This is a genomic window from Pseudomonas sp. BS3782 TE3695 (assembly GCF_050435305.1).
GTDB lineage: Bacteria > Pseudomonadota > Gammaproteobacteria > Pseudomonadales > Pseudomonadaceae > Aquipseudomonas.
The window spans coordinates 4,517,447-4,539,812 of sequence record NZ_JBNDKB010000001.1 but is presented as its reverse complement, the minus strand read 5'-3'; the positions used below and the strand labels follow the sequence as shown (position 1 = coordinate 4,539,812).

General features: G+C 57.5%; 23 protein-coding genes and 1 pseudogene. 9 read left to right on the top strand and 15 right to left on the bottom strand.

The genetic code is table 11. From position 1 onward, the window contains the following. Positions 1-170 precede the first annotated feature (170 nt). The 4 genes from ABH909_RS20370 to ABH909_RS20355 all read left to right on the top strand — a co-directional run bounded on the left by ABH909_RS20370 (position 171) and on the right by ABH909_RS20355 (position 2,623). On the top strand, positions 171-425 hold the full coding sequence (locus tag ABH909_RS20370) for a hypothetical protein (protein ID WP_429436380.1): 255 nt from the start codon (positions 171-173) through the stop codon (positions 423-425). A gap of 2 nt (positions 426-427) precedes the next feature. Beyond that, the gene (locus ABH909_RS20365) at positions 428-721 is read left to right on the top strand and encodes a hypothetical protein (RefSeq protein ID WP_429385414.1); all 294 of its coding nucleotides are present in this window, start codon (positions 428-430) and stop codon (positions 719-721) included. 130 nt (positions 722-851) lie between these two features. Next, the gene (locus ABH909_RS20360) at positions 852-1,274 is read left to right on the top strand and encodes a hypothetical protein (protein ID WP_429385416.1); all 423 of its coding nucleotides are present in this window, start codon (positions 852-854) and stop codon (positions 1,272-1,274) included. A gap of 398 nt (positions 1,275-1,672) precedes the next feature. Continuing rightward, positions 1,673-2,623: a DUF2971 domain-containing protein gene (locus ABH909_RS20355; RefSeq protein ID WP_429436378.1), complete on the top strand. Its 951-nt coding sequence runs from the start codon at positions 1,673-1,675 to the stop codon at positions 2,621-2,623. Positions 2,624-3,046: 423 nt separating this feature from the next. Here the strand turns inward: ABH909_RS20355 and ABH909_RS20350 are convergent. Together ABH909_RS20350 and mobH are read right to left on the bottom strand one after the other, a co-directional pair. After that, positions 3,047-3,262 (bottom strand): annotated as a pseudogene (locus ABH909_RS20350) (hypothetical protein). A gap of 259 nt (positions 3,263-3,521) precedes the next feature. After that, positions 3,522-5,252, bottom strand: a complete 1,731-nt coding sequence (gene mobH, locus ABH909_RS20345) for a MobH family relaxase (protein ID WP_429436375.1) — start codon at positions 5,250-5,252, stop codon at positions 3,522-3,524. 614 nt (positions 5,253-5,866) lie between these two features. Here mobH and ABH909_RS20340 point away from each other — a divergent pair. Both ABH909_RS20340 and ABH909_RS20335 read left to right on the top strand, forming a co-directional pair. Continuing rightward, on the top strand, positions 5,867-8,029 hold the full coding sequence (locus tag ABH909_RS20340) for a methyl-accepting chemotaxis protein (RefSeq protein WP_429436372.1): 2,163 nt from the start codon (positions 5,867-5,869) through the stop codon (positions 8,027-8,029). A gap of 222 nt (positions 8,030-8,251) precedes the next feature. Beyond that, the gene (locus ABH909_RS20335; protein WP_093432593.1) at positions 8,252-8,446 is read left to right on the top strand and encodes a hypothetical protein; all 195 of its coding nucleotides are present in this window, start codon (positions 8,252-8,254) and stop codon (positions 8,444-8,446) included. Between the two features lie 123 nt (positions 8,447-8,569). On the opposite strand, the gene ABH909_RS20330 is transcribed toward ABH909_RS20335, so the two are convergent. Continuing rightward, complete coding sequence (locus tag ABH909_RS20330) at positions 8,570-9,532, bottom strand: ArdC family protein (protein WP_429436369.1); 963 nt, start codon at positions 9,530-9,532, stop codon at positions 8,570-8,572. 136 nt (positions 9,533-9,668) lie between these two features. Beyond that, positions 9,669-9,998 (bottom strand): hypothetical protein, encoded by a 330-nt coding sequence (locus ABH909_RS20325; RefSeq protein WP_429436366.1) that lies wholly within the window; start codon positions 9,996-9,998, stop codon positions 9,669-9,671. Positions 9,999-10,452: 454 nt separating this feature from the next. Between ABH909_RS20325 and ABH909_RS20320 the strand changes: the two genes are divergently transcribed. Further along, complete coding sequence (locus ABH909_RS20320) at positions 10,453-10,848, top strand: DUF3742 family protein (protein WP_429436363.1); 396 nt, start codon at positions 10,453-10,455, stop codon at positions 10,846-10,848. Here ABH909_RS20320 and ABH909_RS20315 read toward each other — a convergent pair. From ABH909_RS20315 to ABH909_RS20300, 4 genes are read right to left on the bottom strand one after another with little or no spacing between them, the layout of a single operon-like run. Beyond that, entirely contained in the window at positions 10,837-12,378 is a 1,542-nt protein-coding gene (locus tag ABH909_RS20315) for a conjugal transfer protein TraG N-terminal domain-containing protein (RefSeq protein ID WP_429436360.1), read from the bottom strand. The two genes, ABH909_RS20320 and ABH909_RS20315, sit on opposite strands and share 12 nt — an antisense overlap. Positions 12,379-12,388: 10 nt before the next feature. After that, entirely contained in the window at positions 12,389-12,697 is a 309-nt protein-coding gene (locus ABH909_RS20310; protein ID WP_429436358.1) for a hypothetical protein, read from the bottom strand. Between the two features lie 3 nt (positions 12,698-12,700). Continuing rightward, positions 12,701-14,083 (bottom strand): integrating conjugative element protein, encoded by a 1,383-nt coding sequence (locus ABH909_RS20305; RefSeq protein WP_429436355.1) that lies wholly within the window; start codon positions 14,081-14,083, stop codon positions 12,701-12,703. Then, a complete protein-coding gene (locus ABH909_RS20300) occupies positions 14,080-14,955 on the bottom strand; it encodes a TIGR03756 family integrating conjugative element protein (RefSeq protein WP_429436353.1) in 876 nt (291 codons plus the stop codon). Before ABH909_RS20300 ends, ABH909_RS20305 begins: the two co-directional genes overlap by 4 nt. Here ABH909_RS20300 and ABH909_RS20295 point away from each other — a divergent pair. After that, a complete protein-coding gene (locus tag ABH909_RS20295) occupies positions 14,882-15,106 on the top strand; it encodes a hypothetical protein (RefSeq protein ID WP_238542609.1) in 225 nt (74 codons plus the stop codon). The genes ABH909_RS20300 and ABH909_RS20295 overlap by 74 nt on opposite strands. 35 nt (positions 15,107-15,141) lie before the next feature. Here ABH909_RS20295 and ABH909_RS20290 read toward each other — a convergent pair whose 3' ends face one another. Further along, positions 15,142-15,396 (bottom strand): helix-turn-helix domain-containing protein, encoded by a 255-nt coding sequence (locus tag ABH909_RS20290; protein WP_007901074.1) that lies wholly within the window; start codon positions 15,394-15,396, stop codon positions 15,142-15,144. Between the two features lie 169 nt (positions 15,397-15,565). Between ABH909_RS20290 and ABH909_RS20285 the strand changes: the two genes are divergently transcribed. After that, on the top strand, positions 15,566-15,823 hold the full coding sequence (locus tag ABH909_RS20285) for a LasR-specific antiactivator QslA (protein WP_007901072.1): 258 nt from the start codon (positions 15,566-15,568) through the stop codon (positions 15,821-15,823). Positions 15,824-15,863: 40 nt separating this feature from the next. Here the strand turns inward: ABH909_RS20285 and ABH909_RS20280 are convergent, their stop codons facing one another. Genes ABH909_RS20280 through ABH909_RS20255 form a run of 6 tightly spaced genes read right to left on the bottom strand, consistent with a single transcriptional unit; the run spans position 15,864 to position 22,363 of the window. Then, on the bottom strand, positions 15,864-18,617 hold the full coding sequence (locus tag ABH909_RS20280) for a conjugative transfer ATPase (protein WP_429436349.1): 2,754 nt from the start codon (positions 18,615-18,617) through the stop codon (positions 15,864-15,866). Beyond that, complete coding sequence (locus ABH909_RS20275; RefSeq protein WP_429436348.1) at positions 18,617-19,033, bottom strand: TIGR03751 family conjugal transfer lipoprotein; 417 nt, start codon at positions 19,031-19,033, stop codon at positions 18,617-18,619. Before ABH909_RS20275 ends, ABH909_RS20280 begins: the two co-directional genes overlap by 1 nt. Continuing rightward, a complete protein-coding gene (locus ABH909_RS20270) occupies positions 18,996-20,513 on the bottom strand; it encodes a TIGR03752 family integrating conjugative element protein (protein ID WP_429436346.1) in 1,518 nt (505 codons plus the stop codon). The genes ABH909_RS20275 and ABH909_RS20270 overlap by 38 nt, the downstream gene beginning before the upstream one ends. Beyond that, positions 20,503-21,315 (bottom strand): TIGR03749 family integrating conjugative element protein, encoded by an 813-nt coding sequence (locus ABH909_RS20265; RefSeq protein ID WP_429436344.1) that lies wholly within the window; start codon positions 21,313-21,315, stop codon positions 20,503-20,505. Before ABH909_RS20265 ends, ABH909_RS20270 begins: the two co-directional genes overlap by 11 nt. Then, positions 21,312-21,953 carry a PFL_4703 family integrating conjugative element protein gene (locus ABH909_RS20260; RefSeq protein WP_429436341.1) on the bottom strand — a complete coding sequence of 214 codons (642 nt, stop codon included), beginning with the start codon at positions 21,951-21,953 and terminating at the stop codon, positions 21,312-21,314. Before ABH909_RS20260 ends, ABH909_RS20265 begins: the two co-directional genes overlap by 4 nt. Then, positions 21,950-22,363: a TIGR03750 family conjugal transfer protein gene (locus tag ABH909_RS20255; protein WP_429436339.1), complete on the bottom strand. Its 414-nt coding sequence runs from the start codon at positions 22,361-22,363 to the stop codon at positions 21,950-21,952. The genes ABH909_RS20260 and ABH909_RS20255 overlap by 4 nt, the downstream gene beginning before the upstream one ends. Positions 22,364-22,366 lie beyond the last annotated feature (3 nt).

The following is a 22,366-nucleotide window of genomic DNA, read 5'->3' as shown; positions in this document are numbered from 1 at the left end:
GTCGCCAAACGTAGCGCGACTACCTGCACCCTCTGACGCACGCATTTGTAAATGCACGTATCTAGAGAAGGACGCCATTTAGCCCACTACTGACGATTTCGTCAACAGGGAGTCGATTGGCGGTCGTTCTGGATAAGTGCGCCCTGAGCGTAATTATCGAGAAACTACTCATGAAAAAGAACTCCAAGCAATCCTCCGCGAAGGTCGCCACACTGGCATCTGAAATCCTCCGCGATTCAACCGCATCTGCAATCGCGAAGAGCCTCGCAGCCTCCACCTTGGCCCAAACCAACTCTGGAAAACAGACGAGCGTTGAGATGGAGGCAAAAGCAGGTAAGGTTCTCCAGAGCGACAAGTACAGCGACGAGACAAAGTCTCTTGCTGCTTCGGTTGTGTCCCAATCCAACAAAGCGCGAGGGGTATAATCATGGCGCTTTATGCAGTCGCAACCGTTGACTTAGACGGCGGTGTTAGCTCGTCGGCCCGTAATGTTTTCAACGAAGAACTGAAAAAAGAAAAATTCGCCAAGCACAAACTGACCACATTATGGACAGTGCGCTATATGGATGGCTGGACAAAAGCAACCGCTCTCAAAGATGCTCGTGACAGCATTGATAAAGCAGCGCGGATTGCAGGAATCGCAAAGTATGAAGCCTTAGTTTCGCTGGCGGATGAGGCACCTACGGAGTGGAGGAAGCCTACCATCTTGCTGGGCGCTTGAATTAACACAAGCTAGCGTAGGAGAGCCCTGCTTCGGCGGGGTTTTTTATACCTCGTTCTGGGGCTTCGTATGACGAAATGGCATTCTGCTAATTAAAATAGAATTGGCTTCTTACCCATGGAAACAACTGATGAAAGCGCCCTCAGACCTAAAAATTTTGAATGCCATATACAAGATGTACTACAAGGAGTTCAAAAATTATACCGCTGACGGTGAGAACAGCAGATGTTCCAAGGTTTACGTGCCTATCAATTGCAAAATGATTGCCAAGAAGCTGAAGGTTGATGATGACATTGTATTTGGCAGACTCTACTACCATCTGGAAGAGAAATACGGTTACAAGAGAGCGGACGACAGTAGAGTAGCTTTCTTCTCGCTGAGGGTAGGGCCTGATGATAAGTGCATTAACTTCCCACTCCTTGCTTCTGTGTTAGCGGGACTCCAAGAGGAAAGCAACAAATTTCAATTGTCCACTTGGCTATCTAGTATCGCCATCGTGATATCGGTAGCTGGCTTATTCTTCAGGCTGATTAACCTACCGGCAGCCTCATAGGGGCATTTCGACACCGAATTCGTGGACATACGGATGTCTGATCGTGGCCGATAGTTGTCTGCTTGCGAAATAGATCGGTCCTCGCCAGGGTTACCTGGCTTGAACCTGGGCTAGGGGGGAGCGGAGGTTGGGGATGGGGCAAACCGTACGCAAAACCTTGCCATTCAATGCCCGCTATGCATTTATGCAAGTAGGCAAGAACGGGCGTTACAGCCAGAAAACACGGCCTATAGGGGCAACGCCGCCACCAGTTAGTGAAGCTGTCACTAGCTACCTTCGACCCAAAGCAGACGTCGGGCTATAGTAATGGCGCAGCTATATTCCACAGAAACTCATTGGACGTCTGAGAAAAATGATGCGAATAATCTATAGCTTAGCCAGAGAGTAGGGAGACAGGGATGTCGAAGGACTGGGTCGAAGAGCTAATGCAGTTAATGTGCGCGCGTGATCTGCCGCTGGAAAACATCAGTGCTGCTCAGCAGATGAAGCGTCGTAACTTTCCGGCCTCGCTATACAAGTTTCGCGAGGTTAATGAATATTCCTTGAGCAATCTAAGAAATGCCACGCTTCACCTGACTTTCGCGAGCACATTTAACGATCCCTACGACTCCGCTGTGGACTTTGATCCTCACTTCGGAACCACGCATGCCGAGTTGTTTTTGGAGCGAACTGAAGGGGTTTCCGAGGAGAGTCGCTTAGCTATTCTGAGCGCAGAAGATCCGATGTTGGAGGTGGTGAGATATCACCATACTCAAGCGGCAGCGGGTCAGGTTGGCGAGGAGGTATTAGCGAAAATCGCTGCGGTGATAAAGGATGTTCACGCAGGCTTCGTCGCCAAGATCGTCACTGAAATGAATAGTCAGCTCCAGAATTCTTACAAAATCTGTTCGCTTACTGAACGTTTGGACTCCTTGCCCCTTTGGGCCCATTACGCAAAGAATCACACCGGGTTTGCGATGGGGTACGACTTCCGATGCTTGCCGTTCAATAGCTTGGTCGGGCTATCGTTGTGGCCTGTGAGATACAGTGGTGTGTTCAATGCCTCGGATTTACTACGAGGGATAAAGCCAGGGCAATCGTTCAATAATTTGTTTGGTGTGATCGCTGCACTTCACAAATCACCCGATTGGAAATATGAGGAAGAGTGGCGGCTGGTTTTGGCAGATAGTCCGAAGGAACCACCGAGAAATTTTGTTGCGCCACTAAAGGCTGTTTATCTCGGCTCTAAAATCAGTGAAAAAGATGAGAATTCGGTTCTCGAAGACGCTCTCATAGCTGGAGTGCCAGTATTCAAAATGCGCCTGATTCCGCACGAGTTTCGCATGGAGGCAGTGCCTCATTCCCTGTAGTGCCGCAAGGGGCCGAACGGAAAATTCCTTTTCACCAACGACTTTGCTGCAACTCCTACCAGACTGGTAATCAAGGTAACTACGGATACTGGGAACGTCGTCGAGGTAAGTATTCCCGTACCAATTTCTGTACCACTAGGTGGGTTTTAGCACGGGAAACTGGGTTCGTATGAGTACAAAACCCCCGGCTTCATTGACCCTAACAACCGAACATACCCCCTCTAACATGTCGGTGTAATTCTTACGTTGAGCTAACGATCCGCGCGAAGGCCCGAAGCGAACGCAGTGGCAAAGGATTCTAGCTATCGAGAACGGCTAGTTCACGCTTTTCCGTTACTTCATTTTCCTACTCAAACGTCCGCTCCTGGCCATACCCGCTGTGAGGTGAACAGAACTGGTACCCAGAATTCACCCCGACGTAGCTTAACCGATATCCAATTTCTTCAATCGCGCCAGGCCTTGTTTGATATGGCCGGCATTTTCACCCATGGTCCACAGTGCTCCACGGACATTTCCGCCCACTTCCTACGCCCCTTGCTCCTCAACCAGGAGGGTCAACTCCATAATGGCCGCCTGCAGAGCCTCCTGGTTTTCGTAGATCCTTTCCAGCACGTCCGGCAGCGAATAATTGCTTGGCATGACGTCGACTCCTTTCGAGAAAAAGTACAAGCATAAGTGCCGGCAGTGCTCGTGTCAGGCAGTTATTGCAGCTTGCTTAGAAATTGCTACAAAGCGAAGAGGTTGCGGCGGGTTAGCCAGTCTGGCTGGGGCGTTGGGGGAGGGCTATGCCCAATCCATCATTGGGCACGATTCACCGGCGGGGAAGGGTAACAGGCCAGTGACGTCGCGAGTCACTCCAGAGTCAACTCTGCGCTTCGATCTCCACCAATGGGGGGCACTACGGAAATTTAATTTTTTCGATTTTCAGAAAAGGATTATCTGGTGGTATCGATTCAAAAAGTAACTTCGGTTCCTCGATCAAATATCCCTTCAAGGTGGTTTTCTTCCTAGGGCCCTGGACATGGCATGCCCAGATATTTAGGCCGTTGGCTCGCTTCCTGTGGACCTTCAGTTTTTCAAATTGCTTCTGCACCCAACGCCATTCTTCAACTTCGGTCCCCTGAGAGAGACCAGGAAACTCCTGCGCGTAGCGTTGGAAGAGACCAGGCGTGACCAGAAATACGCTGCCACTCACCGTGTGGATTTTGGCCTTGCTGTCATTGATGATCAGCTTGTGACTCAGGATGCCTTCCTTGACCCAATTCAGGAATGCCTGGCCAGGGTTGTCCGAAGTGGGATTTAAAATTCCGAGAGCGCTTTCTGACGGTTCTTCACGAACCTCAGGTTCTGCCGAGTCGAACATATCCAGTAGCGTTCCGAGATAGTCGGCATCTTCCATCGCTATGGGATCTGGCAACAAGGAGCTTTGACGCAATCCTGTACTAACAGTTTTAGGCACTGGTGGTGATGTCGGAGTGTCAGTCGAGTGGTCATCGGCTACCACGCTCAACGTTCCGCTGAAAGCCTCGGGGCGGTCTTCGTTCCCCCAGATCAACGCCGGCTGAAGGCGCAGAAAGGTAAAGCTCTGCTGCCAGTTTCCCTGTGTCACGAGAGCGGTCCAGATGGCTTTGCCTTCCGGGGTAGACTCGACCAGCCCATGCGACTGCAGTTCGTCGAACACAGCAATGTTGGATGAAGGAATGCCCTCAATCGATTGCGACAGCAGATAGGCGCGCAGCTTGTCCGTGACCGTCTTGCTGACGAGCCACAGCGCGTCCTGGGTCAGCCATGCTGCGGCACCTGGCTGGTTGAGTTTCAGTTCGTGCTGAACCAGATGACGCAGTCCGCTGATCAAGTGATATTGCAGCGAATGAATCGGCGCTTGCAGCGCCTTGCTCGGGTTACCACCGATGTTCTGTGCGGTGGAAACACGGTCGGCCTTCATCACCAACTCACCGAGCACGCCCGCACGTTCGTACTGGCCCGCCAGGACATACAGCAGACTGGCCCACAGTGGCGGAAATCCACTGAGCCAATCGAGGATTGGGCGGTCGAGAATTTGGGTGTAGAGCAAGCCTGCGGCGGCGCCGTGCAAGTGGTAATCACGACCCTTGAGGTAGCGGAAACGGTAGGGCTGATCCAGTGGCCCCTGCCAGGGGTGCCAAGGGCTGCCATCCTGGCGTTCGACCAGCAGGTCCACGGCGATCTTGCCGATGTCATGCAGCAGGGCGCCATAGGCGATGCCAGCCGACCAGGCATCGGTCTGGGCGGCCTGGTCTTCGGGGGCAGCGCCGGTCGGAAGCAGATACGACTGGCGCAGTTTCAAACTGCAAGCGACCAGCTCCAGGCCATGATCGAGCATGCCACCGAGATACGCATGGTGGTGCGTCTCGCTGGCCGGAAGTTGCTGGACCTGTTCGGCGTAGCGATGGATCGGGTTTAAGTAGAGCTGGGTGAATTGGACATGGGAGAGGGCAGTGTATTGCCAGATGCGATCGAGCAACTGGCGGCGGTGTTCCACTGCTAACAAGCTGTGGGCCGACTCGATGGGCAGGTAACCTTCGGCGACGCTCACGGTCGGCGGCGGAGGAGGCTTTTGCCTTTTGCGGCGAAACGGGCTGAGGAGCATCGTGACCTCCGGGAAGCGGCTGGGTCAGTGGCCTTTTAGCCTTTTCGGATAGGGCTCTTACCCTTGACTCCCCATTCCGTTCCAACCCTTACCTGTCCTTTTGGCGCGTGTCCCTTTGTGCGGCAATGGGAATGCCGATTTTCTCCAAGTACCATTTTGCAGCGGAGCTTGGAGGGAGCCGGTAGGTGCTGAGCCATGATTTCGCTGATCAGGGGTAGGCAATGATCCAGCGTCATATCACCGACTAAGAGTAATCAGCGAGGGCACCGGTTCCCAGCAGCGGGGCGGTCAAATCAACGATCTGATCGAGACGGGAAGCAGTACCCCAATCACGCTAGCAGTTATATCGGGTAGTCGTATACGGCCCTGTTAGTGAGCGTGTATCGCATCGTGCACTTCTTTGAAACACGAATGTTCCAATCGGATAGTCCGCTCAATAACCTTCTGTTGCTCTGAGCGCCTACCTAGCGCTGACAACCTTCAGCTTGGGTAGATCCTGCGCAAGCCAACTCTGAGTCTAAGTTCTTAAGCATCGGCGATGGATAGCAAGCTTTCGTATTGGCGTGGTAATTGCCTGCAAGTTTGGCACTCATATGTCGTACTTGGGGAAGTGAATGTCGCTATCAAGCAATTCTATGCAGTTATCCTCCGCCGAAAAGCGCTGGTTACCTTGGTTTGGCAAGACCGGAAAACTGGCGATGAGCTGGTCCTGCCGACTCAATCGGTCTGCCTACCCGGTGATTGAGCAGACATTCGAGGCTATTGCCGAAACCCGAGTCAAATTGCTGCACAACTGGACTCGGGAGCAGTGGGAACACTTGGCCGAACTGGCCGTGACCCTTAGCCGCGAATTCTCCCATCTCGACAATCATCCGCTGCTGGACAAGCTCGGCCAGGCCGAGGACTTTTCCGAACTCTTTGTCGTCGATATAGGTGGCGCAGTCATCGCCTCGACTTGGAATGGCCATGGCAAAAGCAGCCCCTGCAACCCCAAAGCACTGGCCGAAGGTTTGAAAGCACCGTTTCTCCACGGCCCCTACAGTGACCCTCTGACCTTGCAGATCGGCCCTTCATCCTCGCGCTTTCACGATGAGGTCACGCTGATGTTCTACCAGCCCCTGAAGGCTGATGGCAAAGTCCTTGGCTGCCTCTGCGGCCGTGTACCGAACGATGTCCTGGGCGACTTGATCCAGCGTGAGGCCGGGCATATTTTTGCCGAGTCGGGAGATAACTATCTGTTCATGGTCCAGTCGCGTTTCGATTCAACGATTCAGCCGGGTATTGCCCTGTCACGTTCACGCTTTGAGGACGGTACGTTCACCCGCGGCGAGAACCTCAAAAGTGGCGTACGCACCCCCTGGAAGACCGTACAGATACAGCGCCACACCGAACTGGAGCTGCGCTTCACCGATCCGGCGACCCAGCAGTTGCACCCCGGTGTGCGAGAAACCATTCGTAGCGGTTCCAATCTGTTCGTCACCTACCCAGGTTACTCGGACTACCGGCACATTCCGGTAGTCGGCAAGGGTGTTACTTTCCAACTGCCGGGTTCACCTGACCGCTGGGGGATGATGTGCGAAGCCGATCTGGAGGAAGTCTATCGACGGCGCTCGCTGAGTTATGGGTTGATGAAACCTTACCTGGCAACAATGGTTGGCCTGTTCGCCTGCAATTTCCTGGTCCAGCACTACAGTGGTCTGGAGCAGAGCCTGATCGATGCTTGCGAGACTTTGAGCATGTTGACGGCTGCGGCCCTGTTCAGCACTTTTGGCCCGAAGCGGTTGGCTGCGCGTCTAAACGAAATGACCGGTGTGATCAGGACCATCGCTGAAGGCGAGGGCAATCTGCGTCAGCGCCTCGACACCACGCGTATGGCCAACGACGAGACCGGAGATATGGGCCGTTGGATCAACAGTTTTATCGACCATCTGGATGCAGTCGTCGGGCAGGTGGTCAAGGCCAGCCATAGCGTCGGCAAGACCAACCAGCTGATGCTCAGTCGCAGCCAGGAAGCCACACTCACTTCCGGTGAGGTCGCGGATGCGGTGCATCGCATGATGATCATTGTCGAAGAGCAACTGGGCGAGATCCAACAAGCCTCGGCCAGTGCCGAACAAATGAAGCAAGCGATGGACGAAGTGGTCAGCCGAGCCCGCGAGCAATTTCTCGCGGTACAAGTGGGGACTCAGTCAATTCGCGATGTCGTGGAGCGGTCTTCTTCGAGCGTGCAGTTGCTTGACAGCCGGATGGCACAAATCGGCAATATCACCGGCCTGATCAGCGACATCACCAATCAGACCAACCTGCTGGCGCTGAACGCCGCCATTGAGGCCGCCCGCGCCGGCGAACATGGTCGTGGTTTTGCGGTGGTAGCCGATGAAGTCCGAACCTTGGCCGCGCGCACATCCCGCGCCGCCGACGACATCCGGCAGATGGTCGAAGGCCTGCAAAACGAAACGCAAAGAGCCGTGGGTTTTATGGAAAACGGAGTTAAGGATGTTGACAACAGCCTGCGCCTGGCCGAAGAGGCATCCTCGGAAAATGTGCAACTGCATCAGGCAGTGGAAAGCATGTTCAGCATCATCCAGCAACTCAATGAACGCAGCCTCGACTATGGCAAAACGATCAAGCAGGTCGACCAGTCGTCCGCAGAGATGCGCCAGACGGTGATCGTGCTGCAGACCAGTGCGGAAACGGTAAGGCTCGACGCCAACAAGTTGCAAAAACTGGTGGGGCTGTTCGAGGTGAGCAACAACTCCCGGCAAAGTGCTGCTTGAGGCTTTGCCGCGTACTTCAAAGTACGCAGATCGGTGAAGAGTACGGGGTTGATCCAGACCGCCATCGATGCGCTGGATCATGTCTTTTGGTGAGGGATCCAACTATTAAAAGACTGAAATATTGCTCATTCTCTGGCTATGCGGCGAGTACATCGATGATCTAGTTAGTGTTGGGTAAGGAGAACTCGGTACACTGCGGTGCAAATTTTCGTGAGTCCTATCATGACCCTCACTGACGCCACGCTCGTGCTGCTGCTTGCGGCACGCATCCATGGGACAGACGAAGCCGTCAGGGCCTCGGCGAAGAGCGTGGTCAAGAAGTTGCCGCGCAGTAAACGCGATCTGATCTACAAGGTGATCGACAGCCGAAGCCCACTCGAGTTGGTGGATTTTCTGGCGCAGAACTTGGATACGTAATGACAAGCTGCGGGGGGCTCTCTTGTCTTGCGTGAGGGCCCCGCGGCGTAATGCTTCTGGACACAAAAAAAGGGCTCAACTCGCGTTGGGCCCTGTGAAGCGTTTGCAGTGGTGAGGCAATCATTAAGCTCCATCGTTCATGCATAGTGAGTCATCCAAGACGGCTTGCTTCAGTTGCTGCTCCAGGTTGAGTACATACTCCGAGGCGCTTCGGGCGTGGCCACTGGCGCGGAAGATCGCGCGTTTGTCAGCCTTGAGTAGGCTGAGCCAGGAGTCAATGTAGGCCTCGTGTCGCAACTCTCCCTGTATACCGGTGTAGGCACATAAAAACGCAGCGCCCATTTCGGCGATCAACTCCTCAAACGCGTAGCCTGGCGAGCCGAAAGGACAGGATGACGTCACACCCTCGCGCTGCAACCGAGAGTGATGCCCGGTCCAGTGTGTCAGCTCGTGCAGTGCGGTAGCGTAGTACCCGCCTTCATCGTGAAATTGTGCTTTCGTCGGCAGTTGGATGAGATCCCTGATCCGGTGGTAAAAAGCTTCGTCGGCAGGCCGATGAACGATGCGTGCACCTGAACTTAACAGCAGATTTTCCGCAGCGCTGTTGGCCTGGAAGGCATCGGTCGGTTCCGTTTCGAGCAGTGTTTCATTGAGCGATTCGAGCCCCTCCGTTTGCTCGATATTGAACAGAAAATGCGTCCTGAGAATGCCGAAGTGAGCGACTTTGGGCTGACCGTTTTCATCGAGTACGGGTTGGCCTGACTCAGTCTGTTCCTCGCGCTCCATCGGCTTGTAGAGCACCGCCAGGGTGCTGTGCTCACCCTTACGGATATGCCCACCGGCCTTTTTGGCTTGGTTGAAGGTCAGCCAACGATCTTGAGTGAATCCCTGCAACCTCGCCTCGGCCCAGAGCAACGGTAAATTGATGCCCGAATAGGGACGACGCGTGATTACGTTGATGGGGTAGGGTTGATGATGACCAACGTAAGCTGAGCGACTCGGGGACCAGGGTTTGATCCAGGGGGTAACGCCTTGGTCCAAAGCGGTAACGATCTTGTCAGTCACGTCTTGGTAGATATCGCGCATGGCATTTTCCTCAACAGAGAATGGAGGAACGCCTTGCCCGTCGGGGAGGGTTACCCGGTGGGTGATGGGCTGGATTGATGCAGGACTTGCTTACCGTCTGAGTGTGGATCTGGGTGCTGAGTACGGCCGTATGCGTTTAGCGTTGGTGCTCTCCTGCAAGCGCTATCAGCAAGGCGTCAGGTTGGTCCGGCTCTTGGAGCAGGCTGAGGCTCAGTTGCAGCAATGGATCATGGCGTGGATGACCCGTTGAGGCTATTTGGGCGACCTCGAACACCACATAGGGCTCGTGTGGGTAGGCCAGGTGAGCCTCGAAGGCTGCGCGTAATACGTTGCTCAGCCGATCGACCTGCAGCTTCTCAGGATGACCTGAGCGATCGAGCAGTACTGCGCGTTGCCAAGCGCCAGGAGTGAACACAATTGGCAACCGAAGGAAGTTCAGTGCTTCCGGTGTAAGTGAGTTGGACATGGTGTGCCTCCGTTGAAAACGCGAAGAAACCTGTCCCGTGGGGGAAAGAATTTCCCCGCAGTGGGTTGAAAAAAACAAGATGGTTTGCCTGGCGAGCAGAGCTCGAAAGGCGCTCAGGAGAGCAGTGGGCGTTCATCACCCTACAAGCGGTGACCGTGCGAGCTACCGAACGCTGATCGCACTTGGGAAGAGCCATCACCGAAGTGACGTAGTCTTGAAGGCTCTGGCTACCTGGGAAGATGCTGTCGATAACAGCGATCCGTACCTTGTATTTAGCCGGACAATTTATATGGGTCAATCACTGTAGAGACGCTGTTTCTCGCGGCTAGTCTTCTGTCTTCCAGTGAAGATTATTCGGCTGGGCAAACTGATAAACGGTCAGGCATGGACAGTTTTCAGTAGTAGGCTGTTACTCCTGTTTCAACCATGAAAACGCTCAGAAGAGGGCGAGACCATGCCAACTCCAAACTCTGTGGTTTCCCGTGCCCACCGCTGGGCATATACCTGTGGCATGTCGGTGAAGTGTGGCTTTCGTAAGTTGAAAGCGCTTGAGCCCCGTGTGGCTGAGCGTGCGGTGACGGCAGGTCTGCCCGCAGGTAAATTACTCGTTCGCGGGAGCTTTCTGATTGCCAAGTTGGCATTGATCGGGGTGCTGCTCTTCTTCAGTGCTTGGCTGGTTACTTTCATTGTGATGATGCTGGCTGTCATCACTTTGCTATGGTTCAGGGTTTTTGTTGGTTCCGATCATCAAGAGGAAAATCCAGGGCCTGACTACCTAGGTGCTGATCTCTATATCGGAGACTTCGACGACAATGGGCATTATATAGGCGACAGCAAGTCATCTAATTGAGCGCCTAGCAGCACCCAATATTTGATCCGTACCTTTGCTCGCTGAATCACTTGCGGCTTTGCTACCGTTTGCCAACATGCCTTGAATGCCGTTGCCGACTGAATATCCTGCCCAGCTCATGGCCCCTAGAAACAGCATCGGTAGCACGATGAACATCGCTCCCATCACATACTCGATCACTTGTGCCGTGACCGTTCCATCCATAAAGCCGGATGTGGGCAACGACAACAGCACCTGATTGGACGTCGAAACTTGGTTGTACAAGGTGTCGAGCATGCTGGAGTCGACCCAGCGAGCCAGTTCCCACCAGAAGCTCAGCATGTGTAAGGTGAACAGCGCGAACGTCACCGTCATGACGGTCTTCAGCTGGTAGGTACTGACCAGCAGGATCAGCGGCAAGCTGATGATGACGCCCATGATCAGGAACGCCTGCACCATCGGCAAGGCGGCGCGTAGTGCATTCATTGCCGGGAAGTTGCTGAAGGAACCGAGCGCCAACCCGGTATTGGTGGCCAGGTTATTGAGCCCCTGATTGATCGAGCCGCCACGAGCGCTGGAGCCATAGTCCTGATACACCTGTCCGGGCGACATGGACATCGATTGCTGGCGCGGACTGACCAGTTCGCGCAGGGTGGCATCTTCGATCTCGTTGCTCGAACGGCCAGCCAACCAACCTTTCAGTTGAGTCAGCAGCGAAGGATCGACCTGCTCGATCAAGCGCTCGCGCAACCCAACACCGCTATCGCTCCACCACTGCTTGCAGGTTGGATAGCCCGCGCCATTCTCTAGCCGCGGCAAGGAAACATCGCGACTTTCGTCATAGGGCCAGCTGACTCGTGGTGTGTGTGAACGATCCGTATCGTAGTAGCCGGGCGTGTCGAGCAAATAGCTTGAGCCGATCCAGGAGGCGTCATGACTTTGTGCCTTGTCCAACTGCGGGCGGTTGGTGAATAGCCGAGAACGGGAATAGCCGTAGCAGTCGCGGGTGAAATCGGCGACCTCCTGCAGCAGTACCTGGCTGTCGATGCGCGAGCTGTCGATCTCCATGCGCATCTGCCGGATATCCGGTGCGCAGGGGATGGAGGCGGTGGCCGCAGCGGTCACACCTTTGCTCAAAGCATGCACCAGAAACCACCAGATCGGCACGTTGGCAGAGCGTTCGCCGATGGTATTGAAGGTGGTCCCCCAGGCGGTTTCTGCTGGCTTAGCCACACTCACGCCGCAGCGCTGGCTGGCCGCATCATCGAACGCCATTGACGTGAGGCTCAGCGGAAAGACCGGCGCGCAGCCGAACAACACGACGATGTAGGCCAGCCACAGCCGGTTTTCGATTCGCGGCACCGAGAGCAGGCCCTTGTTGCCTTCATCCGCGCCTTGCTGACGGGCCGATAGCCATTCTTGCAAGATGATTGCACCAAAGGGCGCGGCGAATAGCCCGGTGTCGGACAGGACACTCCAGAGGCCGTTGTTGATGATCCAGGCCAGCAGGGAGAGGTAAAACTCCAAGTAACTGTTGGTGCTCATGAGCATGGTGGTGACCTCACAGTCGGGTGAACTCGACGACGGTCAAGAGCACGAGCCCTAATGTCCCGATGCGCTTCACGCGCAGTCGATCCTGTGGTCGATGTCGGTAGCGCTGGAACAGATCGACCCAGAGCGCAAAGAGGGCGCAGTAGAGCAGGGCGCGCCACCACCGTAGATAAGGCCGTGCGGATTCGAATGCCTGCTGCCAGACTTCGAAACTACCCAGCGCAGCGCGGCCGATCCAGGTGACCAGCGCGGCGCTCAGGATCATCACCGTGGCAATCCCCAGACTCGAAAGCAAAGTGAATAGCGGTGAGCGTTTCATGGCTCACTTGCGCCTGGCGTCAGCGTCATTAAGTCGACCGGGCTCAGGGTCGCCTTGCTCGACGGTACGCGAAGCATCGGCACCACCGGCATGCCGATCGAGCACCAGGCTGGCGGTATTGGTGGTCAGCATCTGCCGGACCTGCAGTTCGGTCTGCAGCAGGCGTATTTCGCGCTCCAGAGCGTCGATGTTTTTCGTCAAGGCGGTCTGGGCCGGCTCGGCGGAGGCGATGTTCGGTTCGTGACTGCCCGCCAGGAGCGTGCGCAGTAGTAGCAGTGCCTTGTCGAGCACGCTGGACAAGGCCGTCTCACTCGCCAGGCGCCGTGCCAGCAGATCTTGATCGGGATCGTCGCGCAGGGCTTCGACCACGCCACGAGTCACCGGCAGCAACGGGCTGGAGGCTTTAGCCAGGTTGTCAGGGGTAGGCGGCAGTGAACCTGATAGCATTCCTTGTAAGGCTTTCAGCCGCTCGCTGTAGGCCTCTTGGATCAGCGGAGTCAGCCCGCTGCCGGCGGTCGTACGCAGGGTTTCGCAGCTGTCGCAGGTCGCGACTTCGCTCTCGCCCAATACCCGAACGGCCCATTCGGACTCCTCCTGGGGCGAAGCCCAGGTCTGGCAAATGGCCCCACCCAGGCAATCGCTGCTATTGATCGAGGCACTGTCATCCACCGTCCGGTTATGCAGCAGGTTGTAGCCCGCGCGCACTACGTCGGAGGTTACCCGAATGGGTGTCTGCCCATACCCACCAGCCTTCGAACCGCCGACCCAAGACACCCCATTGTTGCCGTTATGGGTCTCGGTATTTTTCACCGCGGCCACCGCATCACCGCCGGTTTGCTCCAGGTTGCCCTGCATTTCCTGGTTCTTGGCCAACGCACCCCAGCCGGCCTGACCGACCTTGTCCGCCATCTTTTCGGCCATGGCCTGGCAGGTCAGCTTGGAGCGGTCGAAGTCGATACGACCCTGCATCACCCCGTTACTCAGCAACTCATAGAGACCGGGGTTGGCGCGCTGGATGATCAACGCCGGCAACGACATTACCGCTTGGGTTGCGTTCTGCACGATGCTGCCCATGATCTGCTGGAAGCCTTCGGTGACACCATTCAGTTGATTTTGTAGGGTGTTGGTGAGGCTCATGTTTCCGCACATCATGTTTGCTCGCCAGGACCCGCCGACACCGAGACCGCTGGGGCGGTAGAGCGAACTCGGTGAGCCGACTGCCGAGCCGCCACCAATGGTGTACATCACTCGGTCGTCGAGTACTTCGCCTTGAGTACCCAGGCGATAATCGCCCTCGGCGGCGTGGGCATGAGTGGCCATGGCGAGCAGTCCACTGAGCAACAGACTCATCACGACCAACCATGGTCGTGCAAGAAGCCGACTCATGAAGCACCTCCTTCGAAGTCGATGCTGAACAGAAAGGTCTGTCCCTCACGTTTGCAGCAGCTATAGGGACGCCACAGCGACCAGGCGTAGCCGCCATCCGCGCCCGGTACCGGATCGCTGGGGAAGATGGCGCAAGTCGCTTGAACCTGGGGGTAGAGCAATTGCCATTTGTGGGTCGAAGCGTCGTTTTCAACGATCGGACCAGGCGGCCAGTAGCCGTCGCGTTTGGCGGGCGTGAGCGGTACATACACATGCGGCTGTCCGTTGCGGGTAATCACATCGCCGGCCCGTTGCGCCATGACCGCGGCCGCCTTGAAGTCGTCGGGCTGTACCAGAATGCCTTGGCGGGGATAGACGTTGCCCCACATGTTTCCCGAAGCCTGACGACCAATTTCACGGAGCCCCGGCATGAGTGACTCGGGGTAGAAACTTTCTGGGATGCCCTGGCGCCAGGCCAGTGAGTCCAGGGTGCTCAGGTAGTAGGGCATGAACGCAGTAGCGCCGCTGGCGCAGGCGTAGCCGGATTGCGAGGCCAGTTGCGTGGCGGCCCAGCCACCGGGGTGGCCGATGCCGTCGACGTTCTTGAAGCGGGGCAGGTTGTCGCGGTGGGTGTTCGGGGTGATCAGGTTACCGCCACCTTCCGCGCCGCTGATGGGAGCGGAGAGGGCGGCCATCTCGGTCCAGGGGTTGTCGCCGGTGGTGGCATAGCTCGAGACCACCAACTCAGGAATGAAATGACGAACCTTCATCGAGGTTTTGACTGTGCAGCCGAAGGGCGTGCAGAGGAGCCAGAAACAAATGCCGACGATCCGGTATTCGAGACAGCCTGAAGAAAGCACGGAGGACGTGATGCTGCCGCTGTCCAGCGCCATGCTTGGGCCGCACACTAACAGGACGCTCAGCGCCAAGGGCCTTAGCTTTGTGGGTGGGATTGACGAGCAGGCAACGGGCATGATCCAGGCTCTTGGTGTATGGCCTGGGCAGGTTCAGTTACGGGCTGAAGACTGTCAGTTGAAATTATGAAGGCGGGTCTATCGGGTTTGTGAGACGTGAGACTATTATTTGACGTGAAGGGCGCTGCGTAGGGTATCGGGTTCCACAAGTAACTGATCTGCGGTAATTTCGAAAATATTGGCGAGTTTGCACAGGACCAACAGCGACGGATTGCCCGTGCATCGTTCGATTTGACTGACGTAGGTGCGATCCACCTCGGCCATGAGCGCCAGCTGCTCTTGGGTAAGGTTTCTCACGCGTCGCATCAAGCGGATGTTTTCCGCCAGCTGCAGACGAAGCTGTTCGTAGTCTTGAGTCATGCGCGCAAATTGCGCTTTGAGGGACTCTCAATCCACGGGATATAGTCTACATTGGTAGTGATCTAGGCCATTTGATGCTCATGCCTGTTATCGAGCGTTCATTTGGTGTCGTTAAGCTTTTCGAAGCTGGACTCCTTGTCTAACAATAATTCAGAAATCTAGGGTGTGTATGGACGAAAACTACATTTCAATTCCGGCGGCGGATGGTTGCCCAAGTCTTCTGACACCTTGGGGCAACGAATTTGCCCCGATGATCGAACGTGGCGTGCAATGCGCTCAGGCTTGGCTTGATTCAACCGGTGAGATACCCCTGTGGTGGGAGCTGGCGCAAACCCGCAAGACCTTTCCTGTCGGTGACTGCCAGGATGCCTTCGAAGCCGGATTCCTGTTGAGGATTCAGCAGCGGCTCCGGGGCGTACCGCAATAACCGGTCACTCGCTTTAGAGCGAGAGCCTCAATAGATTCCCCTATGCGGGTTCTATTCCTCGCGCTCTATCGATCCGTTCAGCTACCCTATACGCCGCTTCCAGTTCTGAGCAGCCGTTCTCCTGCATCAGCGTCCAACGCTCGGCTTTTTCCTCGGGCTCGGTCATGGCCAGGGCGAGGTAAAGGCTGGGTGGCACGGCTCGAAACAGTGTCTCGAGCTTCTTCGACAGCACGACCCCCTCAGTGTACTTCCCCGGCTCCTTACTGGCGGAGAGCAACAAGGCTTTCTGCGCCGGCGTGAGTTTCTTGAACCGGGCGATCTCTTCGATTTCCGCGGGCGGCATGTTCAAACAAATCCACCATTCGATCATGTTGAGCATGGTCTGCGCGGCAGTGGGAAAGTCAGCAAGGTTCTGGGTTGCCAGCCAGAACCAAGCGCCGAGCTTGCGCCACATCTTGGTCCCCTTGACCACGAAGGGCGCCAGCAGCGGGTTTTTGGTGATGATATGGCCCTCGTCGGTGACCATGATGATCGGCCTCCCCAAATACTGGTCGCGCTCGGCAAGGTTGTTCACGGTGTTCATCAAGCTGATGTAGCTGATGGACATCTGGGCCTCGTAGCCTTCGCGAGCGTAAGTGGCCAGATCGACAATGGTCACATCGCTCTCGGGCCAAGGCGTGCCCTCGCGATCGAACAGTTCACCCTCGAAACCCTGGCAAAACAGGTCGATGGACTCGCCCATTTCCTGGGCACGTTCGCGACGCTTCTCCGGCAAGTGCGGGTCGGCGGCGACGCGCAGTAAGGCGTCGCGCACGTCGTGGGTCAGGACCTGGCGACCCGCCGCGACACAGGTCTGCGCCGCATCGAGGATGCACTCGCGGATCAAGCTGCGATCGGCCCGGCTCAGGCGGGCTTCTTCCTTGGCCTCGCCGCCAGTGATCATCAGCCGGGCGGTGATTTCCAGTTCACCGAGAACATCGCGCTGGTCCTCGCGACTGGCTACCGCCTCTTCGTCCCACTCATCGATCGACAGACTCGCCACTTGATCCGGTTGCTCGACCAGGCGCCAAGCATCGGCAAAGGGCGCAAGGCTGACGGAGGCGCCAGGTTTCAATTGGACCTTGTTGACCGACAAGCCTTGTGTCGCGAAGTAGTCGCCCTGCAAGCCAAATGAGTTGCCGGCCTCGACGATAAATAGGCGAGGGCGGTACACGGCCATGACCTGCATCAGTAAGGTGACCAGGGTCGCCGATTTGCCGGCGCCGGTGGGGCCAAACAACAACAGATGACCATTCATGGCCCGGTCCAGGCGTGACAACGGATCAAAGCTCAACGGCGAGCCGCCACGATTGAACAGGGTGATGCCCGGGTGGCCGGTGCCGGTGCTGCGACCCCAGACCGGAACGAGGTTCGCCAGGTGCTGGGCGAACATCAGGCGCGTGTACCAGTTGCGCGTGTCGCGGGCCGGGTTGTAAGCCATCGGTAACCAACGCAGGTAACTGTTGCAGGCGGCGACTTCATCGCCTTCGCGTACCGGCTGCAGGCCCGCACCCAGTAGTGCGTTGGCCAGACTGACCGAGCGCTGGTGCAATTGCTGCTCATCGTGACCGCGCACGTAGAACGCCAGGGTGCCGCGGTACAGCTTGTGCTGACGACCGATGATCGCACGAGCCTCTTCGACATCCTGACGGGTCTGGGTCGAGGCCAGGTTTTCACCGATGGCTTTGCGCGCCAGGCGGTTTAATTGGTCCTCGAGTACGTCCTGCGGCTTGATCACCAGGGTCAGACTCATTACCGTACCTTCAGGTAACTGGTCGAATAGGGCATTCACCACGTCACCCTTGCGGGTTTCGCCGGTGAGTTGGCCAATCAACGGTGCCCGCCGCAACTTGTCTACCACCATCACCCGGTGGGGTTGATCGTCGAAAAACCAAAGTCCGTGCTGCAGATCCGAACGCGGTTCGTTGAAGAACAGCCGCTCGGCAAAGTCGTGGTCGAAGGGTAGATCCAGCGACTCACCGTCGCCACACTCCGGATAGGCCACGCGGTGATAGAACTCCTCGGGCGCTTCATCGGTGAGACTGGGGGCCGGATTGAACCAGGGCACTAACCAGGCATACAGACCTCGACCATCGACTCGGGTCGATTGCACCCCGCACGCCTGCAATGAAGCCGCGATACGTTCGCAAGCTTGATGCAGGGATTGCACCGGGGTCAGTCCTGTCTCCTCAGCGTCAGACTCAAGCCAGCGATAGACCACCAGGCGTACCCGGCAGTTATTGCCACGCCAGGGCAGGCGTGTCACCACCTTATCCTCAAACAGACCGCCAGGCTTGGCGATGGCCTTCAGATGGCGGCGAGTAAGTTCCAGGTACGCTTCGGTGAAAATCGTGCCTCGCGCGCTGTCCTGAATATAATCGGTGAGCCGGGTCAGGTAGGGGGTGAAGTCGTTGTCGTCCTGGCAGAAAAACTGCGCCACCCAAGGTGCTTGATCCAGCTCGTCAAAGCTATCCTGCAGGGCATCCTCAAGCGCATCGCGGGCCGCCATCAACCAATCGGGTTCGCGCCCTTCAGTGCCGATGGGCAGCAACTCGAACACCGCACCCACCGAGCGATTGTCATCGAGCAGAAAACACTGCTCGGTGTCGAGGTACTCGACCCACGGCAGGTGATCGGTGAAGCTGGGGTTGCGCGCATACAGTGCGGCTTCATCGGCCAAGGTGGCGCGAGGGCGCAATGGATGGCGCCAGCCTTTCCACGGGGGAGTGCGATTGCCCGAATCGCCGCTACGCACTACAAGTCTTCCTGACGTTCACCCGGCAATGCGTACTGCACACGCTGGTAGAACGGAAAGACGGTCGAGTAACCCGGAACCGGTGCCTGCTCGGTACCACTCAAATGCGGATACACGTACAGCACCAGATCGGGATTGGGCAGGCGAGGGAACAGGCTGCGGATCTCGTTCGCTGCGGTGCGCGTGTACGGTTCCTGGAGAGCAACGGAGAAATCTGCCTGGGCCAGCGGGCGGCGTAACGCCTGCCGAGCATCTAGCAGTTGCTGCTGAGTGCCTTGCGAACCGGCATCGTTCCAGACGTCCAGCATGTTTTGCTCGCCATGGGGCAAAAGCGTGTCCTTGTCGGTGGAACACCCCGCCAGGACCCAGCAGAGCACGCTAATCCAGGTCAGGCAGAGAGGCATGGTCTTTTTCATGGCGAACGCTCCGGCCCTTGGGCTCGTAGTCGATGGTGATCTCATGGTCGAGGTGCAGTGCGACCTGTGCGGCCGGTGGCACGTACACGGCAGCAAAGGCCTCGCCATACAGCTTGTTGACCCACTCGCGGATGTCGCTGACCCCACCGCTGAGAATTGAATTCAGTGCGCTGTTGCCACTGCTGCTGGTGACCCCGAGGGTACTGCCGCCCGAATTGATCACGCTGCTGTTGTTCTGCTCATCCCCGAGCAAGGCAGCGACACCGGCGCCAGCCGCGGTGATCAGGCTCTGGCTGCCGAGGTACTGCTGGGCGTTCGAGCGGCGCTCGCCAGCGATGCAAGGAATGCCATACGGATCGGACAAGTAGCCGAGTCCACCGCGGATCTTGTCGGTGTTCGAGCTCTGGGTGGTGGAGGCATTGCGGCTGGCGACCGCCTTCGGCTGCGGCACCGTGCGGATGGTGCCATCGGTAAACACAAAGGTGATCGACTCGACCTGTCCGCGTACGCAAGACAGGGTCCAGTCACCGGACGCCGTGCCGCTCATCACGGCCCCCGCGACGTCCGGCAGGTCGATGCCGTTGGCCGTCAGGTTCTCGGGGCCAACCAGCACTTTGAAGGGATAGGGATCATTCACGGTGCCGTCCACCGGGACGCGGCCGATCAGCGCGGTCATGGCGACTGAGCCCATCAGCGTGGCGTTTTCGGGAATGGTGTAGACCGGCTTCGCGCCTTCGGTACGATCAACCGATCGCGTCAGGTCACGTCCACCCTGGGTGACGGCTCGCAGCTGTTTCTGGCTGCGATCAATAGCGTTATCGTTCAAGCCCTCCAGCGAGTTGAAAGCGGTAGGCAGACTCAGTGCGGTGGATGACTTGGTTTTGCCTCGGGCGTTGGTGGGCGGAGCATCCGAGGGTTCAATCCACTGCAGCGCATCATCAGCAGGATGCCGCCCGTCGAACTGGGCCCCATCGCCCGGTCCAAGCCCCAATCCGATCGGCATGTCCTTGCCTTTGCCGGTCAGCCCCGACAACTTGTCTTGCAATTGCGTCAGCAGGCCACGGGCCTGGCGACTGTCTTGTTCTGCTTTGAGTCGGGCCTCGTTGGCTTGTCGGCGGCCTTCGTCGACCTGCTGGGTCACACTGCCAAGCGCCGTCTGGATACGCGAATCAACACTGTTTTCCCGCTCGCGCAGGCGGTTGTTCTCCGTCTGCAGTGAATCGTTGTGTTTCTTCAAACCGAGCATGTCGCTGCGCATGGCCTTCACCTGCCCGACCAGGGTGGCGACCGTGTCGCGTGGGGTATCGCCCGCAATGCCGAGCGACTTGGCTTGCTCGGCGGTTAACTGAATATTGCCCTGATCAACTGGGTTCTCTGGAGAGGGCGTGCTGCCACCCGCGACCCAGCTTTTCAGGATGATCAACACCACGGCCAGAAGCGCAGCCGGTACCAGCCATTTGAGCAATGCGTTAGCTTTCATCGTCAGCACCTCGCGCAACGGGCGGGAGTAGCACGACTTGTTCGAGGCCGGCACCGCGGGTGACGAGGTAGGCGATCGTGGTGTCTTCAGCACTGCCGACAGGCCCGAGGAAAGCATGTTGGAAGGCCGCAGCGAACAGCTTGGCCTGAAGCCGACGAGGATCGAGATGCACCGTCTCTGAACCACGATTGCGCAACTTCACCGCCGTTACCCAGTAATCACCGAGTCGCCAGGCGGCGATGGGTGTGCTGGACACGTTTTCCGTCGGCAGCAGGCTCGGCAGTTCGGTGTGCCGCTTGAGCGGGACGCGGCGTACGCCGGGTAGGGACTCTACGGTGCGCAGCGGCGCGTACAGGCTTTGCGCGGCATAGCGCGTCAAAGCGACCGGGATCGGAGTGCGTTCTGGAGCCGGGGCGGCGCTCGATTCAGCCTCGGTAGCCTGCACCGGAGCATTCTTGAGAATACGCACGGGCTCCAGCGGTTGATCACCAGGCGTGACCGCGATGTCCAGGAGGATGATCTCGCCCGTCGTGACCGATTGCAGTTGCAGTCGGGTCGGGGCAATGGCTTCCGACGCGCGCAGGTACAGCGTGCCGCCAGTTGATTGTACGCGCAGTTTGCCGGTCAGGGTTGAGGGCACGCCGACTCGAACAGCCTCATCGACAAAGACCACCCGTTCCTGATTGATTACCAGCGGGACCGCGAGGGGTAGGCGTTCCCAGTGCATCAGCTCGACGGCCTGCGCTGCAACTCCCCATGTGGTCAGTGCGACGGCGAGTCCTAGGGTAGAACTCCGCTTCATGGCTCACCTCCAGGCAGGGAGATTTTTTGCGGTGTGCCCTGATAACAATCCAGCGCCAGCCCCCATTTGTTGCGCTCTGGATCCAGGTCAAAACGCACAACGCGCAATGGATAGCGCACCACCACCCGTTTCACCGGTTCGGCGGCGTAATATTCATCGGCATTGAGGTCGAGCTTGACCAGCCAGCTGTCGCGATCGAGTTGCTGCACTCTGAGTTCCGGATCTTCGCTGTAACCTCGACCCAGAATTTCGTAGACACCACGCACCCGCTGGCGCAGTTCGCCAGCGGCCTTGCGGTACTCGTAGTCGCCGTCGAGGAAGGCCTTGCAGGCGGGTGTCAGGTAAGACTGCAAGCCATAGATGGCGCGGCGATAATCCTGCTCACCATCCGAGGGCCAACGGTTGAGTTGGCCAAAGATGTACAGGGCAAAGGCATAGACATTCTCCGAGGGGATATCCCACCACTTGCGCGTGCTGCCCGAGCGCAGATCCGGGGGGACATGCACGGTCAGATCGGTCGGTGTCGAGCGCCAGCCGTACCAGAGTCCGGCACAGACCAGGGCAAGGATCATTACTGCCAGACGCAGACTGAAGATATGGGCCTGTTGGGCATCCACCTTGTTCCGAAATCGGCTCATGGCTGCCACCGGGACAGGGCAGGACGCAGTCGGCGCGAGCGGCGAACCGTCCAGGCGCCGGAGTGGAGGATCAGACTGCCGCGACCCAAGCGCCAACGGCTGGCCAGTACCCATTCGAGCTTGCGGTACAGCCAGGTCTCGGGGCGGGCTCGTTTGGCCCGCCGCAGTAGCGTGCCACCGGCCAATAGCACCACCGTCATGCCCGCGATCATGCCGGTCGGCGCCACGGCAATGGAGGCGGTGGTGATCGCCAGAGGGATGCCCAGCAGCAGACCAATGACGGCGCCAGCGCCGAGCGCTACCCACATCTCATCATTGGTCAAGCCGCGCAACACGGCGGGATCACGGTTGAGTCGCTCCGGTAGAAAGACCAAGGTGCCGTCGGCAAGACGCTCGATAGTGTCGTTCATGCC